The sequence below is a fragment of the Calidifontimicrobium sp. SYSU G02091 genome, from assembly GCF_022631395.1.
In the GTDB taxonomy this organism is placed as follows: domain Bacteria; phylum Pseudomonadota; class Gammaproteobacteria; order Burkholderiales; family Burkholderiaceae_C; genus Calidifontimicrobium; species Calidifontimicrobium sediminis.
Map to the genome: position 1 here is coordinate 13508 of NZ_JALBGB010000007.1, position 14524 is coordinate 28031.

Below are 14524 nucleotides of genomic sequence, written 5' to 3' on the forward strand. Positions count from 1 at the left end.
TCAGACCTTGCGCTCGACCTTGCGGCCGAGCAGACCCTGGGGCCGCAACAGGATCACCGCCATGAACAGCACCAGTGCCACCGCGTCCTTGTACGCTGGCGAGACATAGGCCGCGGCGAGGTTCTCCGAGACGCCGACGACGATGCCGCCGAGCAGCGCGCCGCGCGAGTTGTTGAACCCGCCGATGATCGCGGCGAAGAATGCCTTGGCGCCGAGGCTCTCGCCCATGTCGAACTTCGCCAGGTACGTCGGCGTGACGAGCAGCGCCGCGGCGCAGGCCAGCACGGCGTTGATCGCGAAGGTGTAGAGGATCATCCGCGGCACGTCGATGCCGAGCACGGTCGCGCTCTCGGCGTTCTGCGCGACCGCCTGCATCGCGCGGCCGGTGACGGTGCGCGCGAGGAAGGCCTGCGTGCCCAGCACCAGCGCGAGCGCGACGGCCAGCGTGCCGAGGTCGGCCAGCGAGACGGTGAGGCCGCCGAGCGTGAACAGCTCGGTGCCGAACGGCGACGGGAACGGGTGCGCCTCGGCGCTGTAGCCGGCGCGCACGCCGTTGCGCGCGGCGATTGCGAGTCCGATCGTCGCGACGACGATGGGCATCAACCCGAAGCGCAGCAGCGGGTCGGCAATGCCGCGCTTGAACGCCCAGCCGAGCACGACGACGGCGAGGACACAGGTCAGCGCGAACGCCAGCGGCAGCGGTGCGCCGAGCGCGCCGAAGCCGAGCATCGCGAAGGCCGGCAGCATCACGAACTCGCCCTGCGCGAAGTTGATCGTGCCGCTGGCCTGCCACAGCAGCGTGAAGCCCAGCGCGGCCAGCGCGTAGATGCTCCCGGTGGCCATGCCCGAGAGCAGCAGTTGCACGAAGTCGGTCATCGGCGTCGGTGCGGCGCGCGACGCCGGCCGGACCCGGGCGCGCGCGCCGGGCCGGCGGCGTCGGTCCGGCGGCTACTTCCTGGCCAGTGCCGGCAGCACTTCCTTGACGATCTGGCGGCCGTCGCGGACCTCGACGAGGAAGCTCTCGCGGTCGAGGTCGCCGTTGGCGTCGATCGAGACGTCCATCAGCACGCCGGGCTCCTTCGCCGCGGTGACCGTCATCCCGTGCAGCGCCTTCGCGACGGCCTTGCGGTCGAGCTTCCCAACCTTCTCGATCGCGTGCTTGAGCAGGTACACGCCGGTGTAGCCCTTGATGCCGTTGTGGTCCGAGATGTACTTGTACTCGCGGTAGAAGTTGGCCTTGAACTTGAGCATCAGCGGGTTGGGTGCGTCGACCGTCAGGCCGACGTGCGCGATCGCGCCGTTGGCCGCGTCGCCGGCGAGGTCGATCACCTTCTGCCCGGTCAGCGTCGTCTCGCCGACGATCGGTTTGTCCCAGCCTTGCTTGCGCAGCTCGCGCAGCGCACGTGCCGACTCTTCCTCGTTGAGGTAGACGAACAGCGCGTCGGGGTTGGCCTGCTTGGCGCGCAGCACCGGCGCCGAGAAGTCGACCTGCGCCTGGTCGGTCGAGATGTCGGCGACGACGCGCACGCCGTTGGCCTGCAGCGCCTGCGTGATCGAGTCGCGGCCGCCCTTGCCGAAGTCGTTGTTGACGAACATCACCGCGACCGTCTTCGCCTTCAGGCCGTTGGCGATGTAGCGCGCCACCTTCGGCATCGCCGTGTCCTGCGTGAAGCTGGTGCGGAAAATGTACGGGTTGCCCTGCTTGGTGATCGCCGCGGCCTCGCCGCCGGTGAAGTTGGGTACCTCGGCGCGGCGCGTCTCGGCCATGCTGACCATGATCGAGCCGGAGAACACCGGCCCGAACACCGCGAACACGTCGTCGTCGACGGCCTTGGCCGCCAGCCCCTTGGCCACGCCGGGGTTGGTCTGCGTGTCGGAGATCGTGTGCTGGATCCTGCGGCCGAGGATGCCGCCGGCGGCGTTGATCTCCTTGACCGCCATCTCGACGCCGTTCCTGAAGTTGGTGCCGGCGGTCGCGCCGGCGCCGGACAGCTCGTACAGACCGGCGATCTTGATCACGTTCTGCGCCTGCGCGGGCAGCCACGAGGCACAGGCTGCGGCAGCGGCAGCGGCGATCAGGCAACGGCGGTTCAGGGTCATCGGCAGGCTCCTCCGGTTGTTGGCGGTCGTGGCCGCGGCACGTGGCAGCGCCCGTGCGCGGCGGTGTTGCGGGGCGCAATGATGGCGCAATGTGCGCCTGGTTCGCGCGCGGCTCGGGGTTTGTCAGGAGGCGGCCGCGCGCCCGGGTGCTGGACGCCAGCGCCGAGCGGGCGCTTTGCTGTTGCGGCTGTCCCGCTCTGACGCGCTCACGTCGCGTGTCGCCAGGCCGCGATCACTTCGCGTTGCAGCGCTTCGGGGTGGTCCGTGTAGCGGGGCGAGAAGTGGAAGGGCACCACGTCGTGCGCGCCGACGGCGCGCGCGATCTCGCCGGCCTGGCGGGCGGTCAGGTGGTGCTTGCGCTGCGCGTGCGCGAGATCGGCGTGCAGGAAGACGGCCTCGATGTAGAGGCGGTCGACGCCGCGGAGCAGCGCCTTCAGCCGGTCGACGTTGGCGTCGGTGTGGCGCAGGTCGGTGACGTAGCCGATGCGCTGCCCCGGCGCGACGGCGAGCACGACGTCGCGCAGCGCGCCCAGCGGGCGCGTCGTGCGGTGGGCGCCGCAGGCGTCGCGCCACTCGATGTCGATCGGCGTGTCGTCGCTGGCACCAGCCAGCACGGCCTGCTTGAGGCCGCGCAGCCAGGCCCCGGTGGACAGGCCCAGCGCGTCGAGCCGGTCCTTCGCGAGCTTCACGCGGGCCTTCTCCTCGATCACGAACGCCAGGCACGGGATGCCGTGGTCGACGAAACCGCCGCGCACGCGCAACAGCGCCGTGTCGAGCAGCACGTCGTCGGCCCAGCGGAAGGCCTGCGTGCTGTCGCGGGCGAACGCGCGGCGGCTCGAGAAGCGTGCGCGCTCGCCGCTGCCGTCGGGTGCCACGGCGAGCACGTCGAGCACGAGCTCGACCTCGTAGCGGTGCACGACGTTCCACGCGTAGGCGCGCAGCTTGTGTTCGACCTGGTCGACGAACCGAGGTCCCCCGACCAGCGTCAGCTGCGCCTTGCGCCCGAGGACGACGCGCAGCAGGTGGTCGAAGCCGGCGAAGTGGTCCATGTGCGTGTGACTGACGAAGGCGTGGGATACACGCAGCAGCTTGCGCGGCGGCAACGCGCGCAGGTCGCCGAGGTCGAACAGCAGCGCCCGCCGCTCGTCGCGGCAGTCGACGAACAGTCCCGGGTCGCCGAAGGGATCGTTGACGAGGTGGGGGTCGAACAGCAGGCGCATGGCAGCGGTCGTGCGCATCGGCGGCGTGCGCGCGATTCTGCGCGCGCCTCCCCGAGCGCCGATTTCGGCCGGTGGCCGAGGCACCTCTGCGGCCGCGAGGCGCTGCGCCGCGAACCTCTGGCGCCGACGGACGTTGCGCAGATCTGAGGCGGGGGGCGTCGGCGTCACCGGTGCCCCGCCGTCGACCCCAGCAGCGACTTGCCGATGGCACCGGTCACGGCGGGCGCTGACGGGGTGGATTCGTGCGCCGTGAAGGGTGGAGCCGTTCGTCGCCGCGCTGCCGCTGTTCGGCGTGCGCTTGGGGCAGCAGGCGGCCGACACGACGCACTCGCGCGAGAGGGACCGGCTCGACGGCGCCAACCGCAGCCTCCTGTTCATCGACATCGCGGCGGCCGCGATGTGCAACTTCACCCTCGTCGCGCTGCTGATGGTGCGGTTGGTCAAGCGCCTGCAGGCGATGTCGTTGCGCGATGCGCCGACCGGGCTGCACAACCGCCGCGCGCTCGACGCCGACCTGCAGTGCGAGTCGGGTCGCGCACGCGACGCGGCGGGGCTGCGTTCTCGGTGCTGGCGGTCGACATCGACCACGTCAAGCAGGTCAACGACCGGCACGGCCACCTCGCTGGCGATGCGCTGCTGACGCTGGTCGCGCAGCGTTTGCTCGCCACGGCGCGCGAGGCCGACACCGTCGCGGGCGTCGGCGGCGAGGAGTTCGTCATCCTGCGGGCGCAGACCACGGCGGCAGGCGCGACTGCCGGCACCTTGGGTGCGCGATGCCGTGCGCGGGGCTTGCCTTCGACCTGCCTCCTGCCGTTATCCCAAGAAAATCAAGGACTTAAGTCGGCATCGGCTGCGTTTTGGCATCAGTAATGTGAACCACTTGCCCCGTTGCGCAAGTCCTCGCGGTTGATGTTCGCGCCGCGCGGCGCCGACCGGAATGCGCCTGGGGTCCCGCGTCCGTTGTGCGCCGCGGCAAGACAACCGCGGCGGCAATTTGTACGATGATCACATGAGTGAGCTCGGCATGCTCCAGCCTCCCGTCCGCCTGTCGGATCGCCTCGCCGCGGTGCTGCAGGCGGCGATCGAGTGTGGGGAGCTCTCACCGGGCGACGCGCTGCCCACCGAGGCCAAGTTGGTCCAGCAGTACGGCGTTTCGCGCACCGTGGTGCGCGAGGCGATCAGCCGGCTGAAGTCCACGGGTCTGCTGGTGTCGCGGCAGGGCAGTGGCGTCTATGTCGCGCAGGCGGCCGCGAACCGGCCGCTGCTGCTGGATCCCGCGCTGCTGGGCACGCCCGATGCGGTGATCGAGGTGCTCGAGGTGCGCCGCGCGCTCGAATCCGAGGCCGCCGGTTTGGCGGCCGAGAGGGCCGATGCCGCCACACGCCGGGCGATCCTCGACGCTTGCGAGGCGATCGACGCTGCGGTCGACGCTGGCGGTGACGGCGTGGCCGAGGACGTCGCCTTCCATCGCCGGATCGCGGATGCGAGCGGCAACCCCCAGTTCGGCCGCCTGCTCGGCTTCCTCGATCAGTACGTGAGGGCAGCAGTGGCCGTCACGCGCGCCAACGAAGCACGGCGCGACGACTTCGCGCAGCAGGTGCGCGACGAGCACCGCGAGCTCGCGCGGGCGATCTTCGAGGGCGACGCCGCTCGGGCCAGAGCGGCGGCGGCCACCCACATGCACAACGCGGCGCGGCGCATCCGCGAAGGCATCCAGGCGCGCCGTGTGCGACCCCGGGCTGCCAGGCGCGCCGCCGCGACCGGCTCGGGGACGAACGCATGACGACCACCGTGGGTGTGATCGGGCTGGGCTCGATGGGGTGGGGCGCGGCCACCTCGGCGCTGCGCAAGGGGTTGGCCACCTGGGGTTGTGACACCCGCGAGGAAGTCCTCGCGCGCTTCGCCGCCGAAGGTGGCCGGATCGCGCGGCGGCCCGCGGATCTGGCCGCTGCCTGCGACGTGGTGCTCGTGCTCGTCGTGAACGCGGCGCAGACCGAGCAGGTGCTCTTCGGCGAGGGCGGGCTGGTGCCGGGCATGCGCCCGGGCTCGGTCGTGATCGCGTCGGCCACCGTCGATCCCGCGCTGCCGCCGCAGTGGGCTCAGCGCCTCGCCGAGCACGGCGTGCTGATGATCGACGGCCCGGTGTCAGGCGGTGCACGCAAGGCTGCCGAAGGACAGATGACGGTGATGGGCTCGGGGCCGGCCGAGGCCTTCGACAAGGCCGCCGCGCTGCTCGACGCGATCGCCGGCAAGGTCTATCGCCTGGGCGAAGCGCCGGGCATCGGCTCCACGGTGAAGATGGTCAACCAGCACCTGGCCGGGGTGCACATTGCCGCGGCCTGCGAGGCGATGGCGCTGGGCATCCGTGCGGGCGCCGAGCCGCGCGCGCTCTACGACGTGATCTGCAACTCGGCGGGCATGAGCTGGATGTTCCAGAACCGTGTGCCGCACATCCTCGACGGCGACTACACGCCGCTGTCGGCGGTGAACATCTTCGTGAAGGACCTCGGCATCGTGCTCGATGCGGCGCGCAAGCTCACCTTTCCGCTGCCGCTCGCTTCGGCCGCGCACCAGATGTACCTCGCCACGGCGGCGCTGGGCCACGGCGGCGACGACGATACGTCGGTCATCAAGATGTTCGCGGCGCTGGCCGGCATCGAGCTGCCGGCAGCGGCTGCGTCCGGTGGCGAGGGGGCAGGCCGGTGATCCTGGGCGTCGTCGCCGACGACTTCACCGGCGCCACCGACGTGGCGAGCATGCTGGTGCGCAACGGCATGCGCACCGTGCAGGTGATCGGCGTGCCGCAGGGGCCGGCGCCCGACGCGGATGCGGTGGTGGTGGCGCTGAAGTCGCGCACCGTGCCCGCGGCCGACGCGGTGCGCGCGTCGCTCGCGGCGCTCGACTGGCTGCGTGCCGGCGGCGCGCGGCAGTTCTACTTCAAATACTGCTCCACCTTCGACTCCACACCGGCCGGGAACATCGGCCCGGTGGCCGACGCGCTGATGCAGCGTCTGGCCACCGACTTCACGATCGCCTGTCCGGCCTTTCCCGAGAACGGCCGCAGCGTCTTCCGCGGACACCTGTTCGTCGGCGACGAGCTGCTGTCGGACTCGGGCATGCGCACCCATCCGCTCACGCCGATGACCGACTCGAACCTGGTGCGCGTGCTGCAGGCGCAGACGCCGTCGAAGGTGGGTCTGGTGCGCTACGACGCGGTCGCCAAGGGTGCCGAGGCGATCCGCGCGCGCTTCGACGCGCTGCGTGCCGAGGGCGTGCGCATCGCGATCGTGGACGCGACGTCCGACGCCGACCTGCTCGCGATCGGCGCGGCCTGCGACGGCATGCCGCTGGTCACCGCGGGCTCGGGCGTGGCGCTCGGGCTGCCGCAGAACTACCGTGCGCGCGGCTGGCTGCGCCAGCAAGGCGACGCGGCGCGGCTCGATCCGGTGGGCGGCGGCGCCGCGGTGCTGTCGGGCTCGTGCTCGGTGGCCACCAACGGCCAGGTGGCGCGCTGGCTCGCGGGCGGCAGGCCCGGCCTGCGGCTCGATCCGCGCGAGCTCGCCGCCGGGCGCGACCTCGCTGCCGGCGCGCTCGAATGGGCGCGCGGCCGGCTCGCCGAAGGCCAGGCGCCGCTGGTCTACGCGACGGCGCAGGCTGATGAGGTGTCGGCCATTCAGCGCGAGCTCGGCGCCGCGCGCGCCGGCGAGCTGGTCGAGCGGTGCCTGGCGCGCGTCGCGCAGGGCCTGGTCGAGGCAGGTGTGCGGCGGCTGGTGGTCGCGGGCGGGGAGACCTCGGGTGCGGTGGTGCAGGCGCTCGGCGTCGCGCAGCTTCGCATCGGCCCGACGATCGCGCCCGGCGTTCCGTGGACGCAGGCCGAGGGGCGATCGCTGTGGCTCGCGCTGAAGTCGGGAAACTTCGGCGGGCCCGACTTCTTCGCCGAAGCGCTCGCGATGTCGGGCGAGGCTGGCGCTGCGGCCGCGTCCTCGACCGCGCGGGGAGCGGGCCGGTGAGCGCCGCGAACCCCCGCCCGATGAGCCCCGCCGAGCAGCGCGCCCGCGAGCGCCTGTGCGAGATCGGCCGCTCGCTGTACGCGCGCGGCCTCACCGCGGGCAGTTCGGGCAACCTCTCGGTGCAGCTCGACGACGGCTGGCTGTTCACGCCCACCAACGCCTGCCTCGGTGAGCTCGACCCTGCGCGCCTTTCGAAGGTCGGCTTCGACGGGCGGCTGCTCTGTGGCGACGCGCCCACCAAGGAGCTGCCCCTGCACACCGCCGTGTACCAGCGGCGCGGGGCGGCGCGCGCGATCGTGCACCTGCACTCGCACTACGCGGTGGCGGTGTCGGTGCTCGAGGGCATCGATCCGCGCAGCGTGCTGCCCGCGCTCACCGCGTACTACGTGATGAAGGTCGGGCGCCTGCCGCTGGTGCCTTACTTCCGCCCGGGCGATCCGCGCGTGGCCGACGCGATCCGCGAGCTCGCCGGCGAGCACGCGGCGGTGCTGCTCGCCAATCACGGCCCGGTGGTGAGCGGTGACTCGATCGAGGCCGCCGCGTATGCGATGGAGGAGCTCGAGGCCACCGCCCGGCTCTTCCTACAGCTCGACGGCAAGCGCGTGCGGCTGCTCACCGAAGAGCAGATCGACGAGCTGCGCCGCGAGTTCGGCGCGCGCTGGTAGAGGAGTCCTGTCGATGCCCCGCTTCGCAGCCAACCTGTCGATGATGTACGGCGAGCACGAGTTCCTCGACCGCTTCGGTGCGGCGGCCGCCGATGGCTTCACGGGTGTCGAGTTCCTGTTCCCCTACGCGTGGCCGCCCGCCGAGATCGCCGCGCGGCTGAGGGCGAACGGCCTGACGCAGGCGCTGTTCAACATGCCGCCCGGAGACTTCGACGCGGGCGAGCGCGGCATCGCCGCACTGCCGGGCCGCGAGGCCGAGTTCGAGCAGGGGGTGCGTCGAGCGGGCGCCTACGCGCTCGCCACCGGCTGCACCCGCCTGCACGCGATGGCCGGGATCGCCGCGCCAGGCGCGGACCGCTCCGCGATGCGCGCGACCTACGTGGCGAATCTGCGTCGCGCGGCGCGCATGCTCGCGCCCGACGGCATCACGGTGCTGATCGAGCCGATCAACCATCGCGACATCCCCGGCTATTTCCTCTCCACGCAGGACGATGCGCACTCGATCCGCGAGGAGGTGGGCGAGCCGAACCTGAATGTGCAGATGGACTTCTACCACTGCCAGATCGTCGAGGGTGATCTGCTGCGCCGCTATGAGAAGCACGCAGCCGGCGTCGGGCACATTCAGGTCGCCGGCGTGCCCGAGCGGCACGAGCCCGACGTTGGTGAGGTCAACTACACGTACCTGTTCGAAAAGCTCGACGCGCTGGGCTACGCGGGCTGGGTCGGCTGCGAGTATCGTCCTCGCGCTGGCACCTCGGCCGGCCTCGGCTGGTTCGCGCGCTGGAAGGACTTCCAACGATGAAAGTGCTGATCACCGGCGGCGCGGGCTTCCTCGGGGCGCGGCTCGCGCGCACGCTGCTTGCGCGTGGCACGCTGGCCGGCCGCCCGATCGACCGCCTGATCCTCGCCGACCGCGTCGCGCCGGATCGTGCGCTGCTCGCCGACCCGCGGGTGAGCGTGGATGTGGGCGACCTGCTCGAGCGCATTCCCTCGCTCTTGCGCGAGCGACCCGAAGGCGTCTTCCACCTCGCGTCGGCGGTCTCGGGCGAGTGCGAGGCGGACTTCGACCTCGGCATGCGCTCCAACCTCGATACCACGCGCGCGCTGCTCGACGCCTGCCGTGCCGCCGGCAACTCGCCGCGACTCGTCTTCGCGAGTTCGGTCGCGGTGTTCGGCTCGGACCCGGCCATTGCGCTGCCGCCGGTGGTACGCGACGACACGCTGCCCACGCCGCAGTCATCGTATGGCATCCAGAAGTTCGTTTGCGAGCAGCTGATCGCCGACTACACGCGCAAGGGCTTCCTCGACGGGCGGGCCGCGCGGCTGATGACCGTGTCGGTGCGGCCGGGCAGGCCGAACGCCGCGGCTTCCGGTTTCCTGTCGGGTGTCATCCGGGAGCCGCTGGCGGGCCTGCCGGCGAATTGTCCGGTGCCCCTCGACACGGCGGTCGCGCTGGCCTCGCCGGCCAGCACGATCGACGGGCTGATCGCCGTGTTCGAGGCGAGCCGCGAGGCCTTCGGCGGGCGCACCGCGATGAACCTGCCCGCGCTCACCGTCACCGTGCGCCAGATGATCGAGGCGTTGCGCGAGGTGGGTGGCGAGGCGGCGGTGTCGAAGCTGACGTTCGAGCCGGATGCGGACGTCGCGCGCATCGTCGGCGGCTGGCCCTCGCGCTTCGAGACGCGGCGCGCGTCGGCGCTGGGCCTGAAGGCCGACGAGAGCTTCGTTGCGATCGTGCACCAGTACGTTCGCGACAACCCGGAGGCGGTGACCGTTCCCGTCGTTCAAGCCCAGGCGCGCCATCCGCGTTGAGGGCATCCCAACCCCAGGAGGTAGACAGCATGAAGACCACTTTCACCCGCATCGCACTGGCCGTCGCGGCCACCGTCGCCACGATCGGCGCCGCGCAGGCGCAGACCGTGCTGAAGATCGGCTACGCCACCTCGAAGGAGTCGCACTACGGCGTCGGCTCCACCGTGTTCTGCGACGAGATGGAGAAGGGCACGCAGGGGCGCTACAAGTGCCAGCAATTCCCGAGCTCGGCGCTCGGCGGCGAGCGCGAGATGATCGAGGCCGTGCAGCTCGGCACGCTCGACCTGGTCAACACCTCCACGGGGCCGCTCGGCAACTTCGTGCCCGAGGTGAAGATCGTCGACATTCCCTTCCTGTTCCGCGGCTACGACCACGCGCGCAAGACCCTCGACGGCCCGATCGGAGAGGACCTGCTCGCCAAGATGCGGGCCAAGAACCTGATCGGCCTGGCATGGACCGAGAACGGCTTTCGGCACATGACCAACAACAAGCGGCCGATCGTGAAGGCCGAAGACGCGAAGGGCCTGAAGATGCGCACCATGGAGAACAAGGTGCACATGGACGGGTACAAGACCTTCGGCATCCTGCCCACGCCGATGCCCTTCCCCGAGCTGTTCACCGCCTTGCAGCAGGGCACGGTCGATGGCCAGGAGAACCCGATCCCGGTGATCCTCTCGGCGAAGTTCGCCCAGGTGCAGAAGCATCTGTCGCTCACCGGCCACGTGTACTCGCCCGCGGTGATCATCCTGTCGCCGGCGGTGTGGAACAAGCTGTCCGACGCCGACAAGAAGGTCTTCGTCGACGCCGCACGCAAGGGCGCCGCCGCGCAGCGCAAGAAGGTCAACGACGACGAGGCCAACGGCATCGCACAGCTTCGCAAGGACGGCATGCAGGTCGTCGAGAACGTGGATGGCGAGAGCTTCCGCAAGGCGGTCGCGACCGTGTTCCCCGAGTACGCGAAGGAGTTCGGTGCGGATCGCATCGCTGCGATCCAGGCGGTCAAGTAGGCCCAGGTGTCGGCCGCGGCCGCCCTGTGCGGCCGCGGCCTGCCGCCCCCTCGTTCCTGCACGTGCGGGAGTCCCCGTGAGATCCCTGATCCTCTCCCTCGACCGCCGCCTCAGCGGGCTGGCACTCCTGCTCGCCGCATTGCTGCTGGCGCTGGTGGCCGCGCTCGGCCTGTGGCAGGTGGTCAGCCGTTTCCTGCTCGAGGAACCGTCGACCTGGACCGAAGAGGCGATGCGCCGGCTGCTGATCTGGATGGTGATGCTGGGCACCGCAGCCGCGTTCAGGCGAGGCGCGCTCGTATCGGTGGACCTGATGCTCAGGCTGTCGCGCGGCGCGTGGCTGCGCTACGTGCGTCTGGGGATCGCCGGCGTGTCGCTCGCCTATCTGACCGTGATCGCCTGGTATGGCATCGACCTGGCCTGGCGCGTGCGCTTCCAGACCTTCGCCAGCATCGACATGTCAATGGGCTGGGCCTACCTCGCGCTGCCCGTGGGCGCGCTGCTCTCGATGCTCGCCGTGACCGCGAACTTCCTCGATCCGAGGAACGAAGAACTCGGCACCGCACAGTGAACGCCTGGCGTCGCGGCCGCACGGCCGCGGCGGGCGCGCGCCAACCAATCCCACGACGGCAACGCGATGTCCTCTACCTTGCTCTTCACGATGCTGCTGTGCTTCGCCTTCAGCATCTCGATCGCCGTCTCGATCGGCAGCTCTGCGATTCTGGGCTTGGCGCTCTTCGACCCCTCGCGGCTGATCATCGCACCCAAGGAGATGTTCACCGCGATCGACAAGTTCCCCCTCGCGGCCATCCCCTTCTTCATCCTCGCCGGAAACCTGATGGAGGCCAGCGGCATCTCGCGGCGGCTTGTCGAGTTTGCCAAGTCGCTGGTGGGTGGCGTGCAGGGGGGACTGCCGATGACCACCGTGCTGACCTGCATGATCTTCGCCGCAGTGTCGGGCTCGTCGGTGGCGACGACCTTCGCGATCGGCGCAATCCTCATCCCGGCGCTGATCCGCCACGGCTACCCCACCAGCTACGCCGCCGCGCTGCAGGCGACTTCGGCCGAACTCGGCGTGGTGATTCCGCCTTCGATCCCGATGATCCTGTTCGGCGTGGCGGCCGAGGTGTCGATCGGTGATCTGTTCCTGGCCGGCATCGGCCCCGGCATCCTGATCGGCGTGACGCTGATGCTCTTCGTGCATGTCTACTGCCGCATCAAGGGCTGGGGCAAGCAGGACGGTGACGGGCGGCTGCCGGTGCTGCGTGCGACGATGGACGCGAGCTGGGCGCTGCTGATGCCCTTCATCATCCTCGGCGGCATCTACGGCGGCGTGTTCACGCCGACAGAGGCCTCGGTCGTCGCGGTGTTCTACGCGCTGCTGGTCGGGCTGGTGATCCACCGCGAACTCGGGCTGCGGGACCTGCTGCCCATCCTCAAGAAGTCGGTGCTTTCGAGTGCGGTGATCATGTTCATCATCGCCAACGCCGGCCTGTTTGCACTGATCATCACGCGCGAGGGCGTGCCCGAGGCGATCGGCCACTGGCTCGCGCAGGCGCTCGATTCGCCGGCCTGGTTCCTGCTCGGCATCAACGCGGCGCTGTTCGTGATCGGGATGTTCATCGAGACCTCGGCCGCCATCATCGTGCTCGCACCGATCCTGGTTCCCGTGGCCGTGCACTTCGGCATTGATCCCGTCCACTTCGGGATCATCATGGTGGTGAATCTGGCGCTGGGCATGATCACGCCGCCGTTCGGCGTCAATCTGTTCGCTGCGTGCACGGTGGCGCAGATTCCGCTCGAGCGTATCGTCACCCACCTGGCGCCCTTCGTGCTCGTGGTGCTCGGCTGCCTGGCGGTCATCGCCTACGTTCCGCCCCTGTCGCTCGGGATCCGCGACGCGATACGCGCCGCGCCGGCGGAGGTCGCGCCCGTGGTCGCACCGTCCGGCGCTCCCGCGCCGGGCGGGCCGTCGTCGCCCATGCCCCCGGGCGGCGCGCCCGCGATCGGCCCGGCCGCTACCGATTCATCTGCGCCGATCGGTCCGGCGGCCACGGACGCGTCGCCGCCGATCGGCCCGACGGCTACCGACTCGTCGCCTCCGATCGGGCCGGCGCCCACGAACGTAGCCCCGCCGATCGGTCCAGCCGCGACCGACGCGTCGCCGCCGATCGGCCCGGCGGCCACCGACCCATCCCCACCCGCCGGCGCGCGTCAGTGACGCCCATGGCACGGAGTACGAGATGAACGCACGCTACGACCAAGGCTTCCACTGGATCGGAAACCGCTGGGTGCGCGGGTCAGGAGGGCAGACCCTGCCGATGATCGATCCTTCCGACGGCCAGCCCTTCGCTGCGATCGCGCGCGGCGACGCCCGCGACGTGGACGCGGCGGTGGCCGCCGCACGGGAGGCCTTCGAGGGGGACTGGGGCCGCGCAAGCGCGCTGGAGCGCGGTCGCGTGCTGATGCGCGTGGCCGCGAGCATCCAGGAGCACGCGGACGAACTGGCGGCGATCGAGTCGCGCGACTGCGGCAAGCCGCTCGGCCAGGCGCGCGGCGACGCGCTCGCCTGCGCACGCTACTTCGAGTTCTACGGCGGCCTCGCCGACAAGGTGGGCGGCTACACGATCCCCTTCCAGGCGGGCTACACGGTGTTTGCCGAGCGCGAGCCGCACGGCGTGACCGGGCATATCGTGCCCTGGAACTACCCGATGCAGATCTTCGGGCGTACGGTGGCCGCGGCGCTGGCCGCCGGCAACGCCTGCGTCGTGAAGCCGGGCGAGGACGCCTGCCTGTCGCTGCTGCGGGTGGCCGAGCTCGCAGCCGGCTGCGGTCTTCCCGCCGGCGCGCTGAACCTGGTCACCGGCCTGGGCTCCGAGGCGGGCAGCGCGCTCACCGCGCACCCCGGCATCGACCACTATTCGTTCACCGGCTCGCCCGAGACCGGCACGCGCGTCGCGCAGGCGGCCGCCGAGCGCCACGTGCCGGTCACCCTGGAGCTGGGCGGCAAGTCGCCGCAGATCGTGTTCGCCGACGCCGACCTCGATGCCGCGCTGCCCTCGCTGGTCAACGCGATCGTGCAGAACGCGGGGCAGACCTGCTCGGCCGGCAGCCGCCTGCTCGTCGAGCGCGCGATCTACGAGCCACTGCTTGCGCGGCTGGGCAAGGCCTTCGATGCGGTGCGCGTGGGGCCCGGCGCGGCCAATCTCGCGTGCGGCCCACTGATCCGCAGGAGCCAGCTCGAGCGCGTCGCGCGATTCGTCGAGATGGCCGAGCGTGACGGCTTGCGCGTGGTCGGCCGGGGCAGCATCGCGCCCGACGCGCCCGCGGGAGGCTTCTACCTTGCTCCGGTGCTCTTTGCGGATGTGCCGGCCGACCATCCGATCGCTCAGCAGGAGATCTTCGGCCCGGTGCTGGCCGCCATGCCCTTCGACGGCGAGGACGAGGCGGTGCGGCTGGCGAACGCCACGCGCTACGGCCTGGTCGCCGGCGTGTGGACCCGCGACGGCGCGCGACAAATCCGCATGGCCAAGAGGCTGCGCGCCGGGCAGGTATTCATCAACAACTACGGCGCGGCGGGCGGCGTCGAGCTGCCCTTCGGCGGCGTGAAGTCCAGCGGCCATGGCCGCGAGAAGGGCATCGAGGGGCTGCTGTCCTTCACGACCATCAAGACCGTGGCCTTCCGCCACGGATGAGAGCAGAGCCAAGAGAGA

The 14524-nt window shown here is 70.9% G+C and carries 14 protein-coding genes and 1 pseudogene; 12 read left to right on the forward strand and 3 right to left on the reverse strand.

The window, feature by feature from the left end; translation table 11 throughout:
- The 3 genes from MOJ79_RS06480 to MOJ79_RS06490 form a co-directional block, all read right to left on the reverse strand.
- Entirely contained in the window at nucleotides 1–876 is an 876-nt protein-coding gene (locus MOJ79_RS06480) for a branched-chain amino acid ABC transporter permease (RefSeq protein WP_241923401.1), read from the reverse strand.
- Nucleotides 877–948: 72 nt separating this feature from the next.
- Entirely contained in the window at nucleotides 949–2100 is a 1152-nt protein-coding gene (locus MOJ79_RS06485) for an ABC transporter substrate-binding protein (RefSeq protein ID WP_241923402.1), read from the reverse strand.
- Between the two features lie 206 nt (nucleotides 2101–2306).
- Nucleotides 2307–3320, reverse strand: coding sequence for a ribonuclease Z (locus tag MOJ79_RS06490; protein ID WP_241923403.1), 1014 nt, complete (start codon nucleotides 3318–3320; stop codon nucleotides 2307–2309).
- Between the two features lie 256 nt (nucleotides 3321–3576).
- Here MOJ79_RS06490 and MOJ79_RS06495 point away from each other — a divergent pair, with 256 nt between their 5' ends.
- The 12 genes and pseudogenes from MOJ79_RS06495 to MOJ79_RS06550 all read left to right on the forward strand — a co-directional run bounded on the left by MOJ79_RS06495 (nucleotide 3577) and on the right by MOJ79_RS06550 (nucleotide 14506).
- Nucleotides 3577–3960, forward strand: a complete 384-nt coding sequence (locus MOJ79_RS06495) for a hypothetical protein (RefSeq protein WP_241923404.1) — start codon at nucleotides 3577–3579, stop codon at nucleotides 3958–3960.
- Nucleotides 3885–4190: a diguanylate cyclase gene (locus MOJ79_RS06500; protein WP_241923405.1), complete on the forward strand. Its 306-nt coding sequence runs from the start codon at nucleotides 3885–3887 to the stop codon at nucleotides 4188–4190. The genes MOJ79_RS06495 and MOJ79_RS06500 overlap by 76 nt, the downstream gene beginning before the upstream one ends.
- 139 nt (nucleotides 4191–4329) lie before the next feature.
- The gene (locus tag MOJ79_RS06505; RefSeq protein ID WP_241923406.1) at nucleotides 4330–5103 is read left to right on the forward strand and encodes a FadR/GntR family transcriptional regulator; all 774 of its coding nucleotides are present in this window, start codon (nucleotides 4330–4332) and stop codon (nucleotides 5101–5103) included.
- Nucleotides 5100–6026: an L-threonate dehydrogenase gene (gene ltnD / locus MOJ79_RS06510; RefSeq protein ID WP_241923407.1), complete on the forward strand. Its 927-nt coding sequence runs from the start codon at nucleotides 5100–5102 to the stop codon at nucleotides 6024–6026. The genes MOJ79_RS06505 and ltnD overlap by 4 nt, the downstream gene beginning before the upstream one ends.
- Nucleotides 6023–7330, forward strand: coding sequence for a 3-oxo-tetronate kinase (gene otnK / locus MOJ79_RS06515; protein ID WP_336606314.1), 1308 nt, complete (start codon nucleotides 6023–6025; stop codon nucleotides 7328–7330). The genes ltnD and otnK overlap by 4 nt, the downstream gene beginning before the upstream one ends.
- Nucleotides 7331–7350: 20 nt before the next feature.
- Nucleotides 7351–7995, forward strand: a complete 645-nt coding sequence (otnC, locus tag MOJ79_RS06520) for a 3-oxo-tetronate 4-phosphate decarboxylase (RefSeq protein WP_241923408.1) — start codon at nucleotides 7351–7353, stop codon at nucleotides 7993–7995.
- A 13-nt stretch (nucleotides 7996–8008) separates the two neighbouring features.
- Entirely contained in the window at nucleotides 8009–8797 is a 789-nt protein-coding gene (gene otnI / locus MOJ79_RS06525; RefSeq protein WP_241923409.1) for a 2-oxo-tetronate isomerase, read from the forward strand.
- Nucleotides 8794–9807: a D-erythronate dehydrogenase gene (gene denD, locus MOJ79_RS06530; RefSeq protein ID WP_241923410.1), complete on the forward strand. Its 1014-nt coding sequence runs from the start codon at nucleotides 8794–8796 to the stop codon at nucleotides 9805–9807. Before otnI ends, denD begins: the two co-directional genes overlap by 4 nt.
- 29 nt (nucleotides 9808–9836) lie before the next feature.
- A complete protein-coding gene (locus MOJ79_RS06535) occupies nucleotides 9837–10814 on the forward strand; it encodes a TRAP transporter substrate-binding protein (protein WP_241923411.1) in 978 nt (325 codons plus the stop codon).
- Between the two features lie 76 nt (nucleotides 10815–10890).
- Entirely contained in the window at nucleotides 10891–11382 is a 492-nt protein-coding gene (locus MOJ79_RS06540; RefSeq protein ID WP_235823412.1) for a TRAP transporter small permease, read from the forward strand.
- A gap of 66 nt (nucleotides 11383–11448) precedes the next feature.
- Nucleotides 11449–12723 (forward strand): annotated as a pseudogene (locus tag MOJ79_RS06545) (TRAP transporter large permease); the annotation flags it as partial.
- 331 nt (nucleotides 12724–13054) lie between these two features.
- Nucleotides 13055–14506 carry an aldehyde dehydrogenase family protein gene (locus MOJ79_RS06550; RefSeq protein WP_259374358.1) on the forward strand — a complete coding sequence of 484 codons (1452 nt, stop codon included), beginning with the start codon at nucleotides 13055–13057 and terminating at the stop codon, nucleotides 14504–14506.
- The last annotated feature ends 18 nt before the right edge of the window (nucleotides 14507–14524 follow it).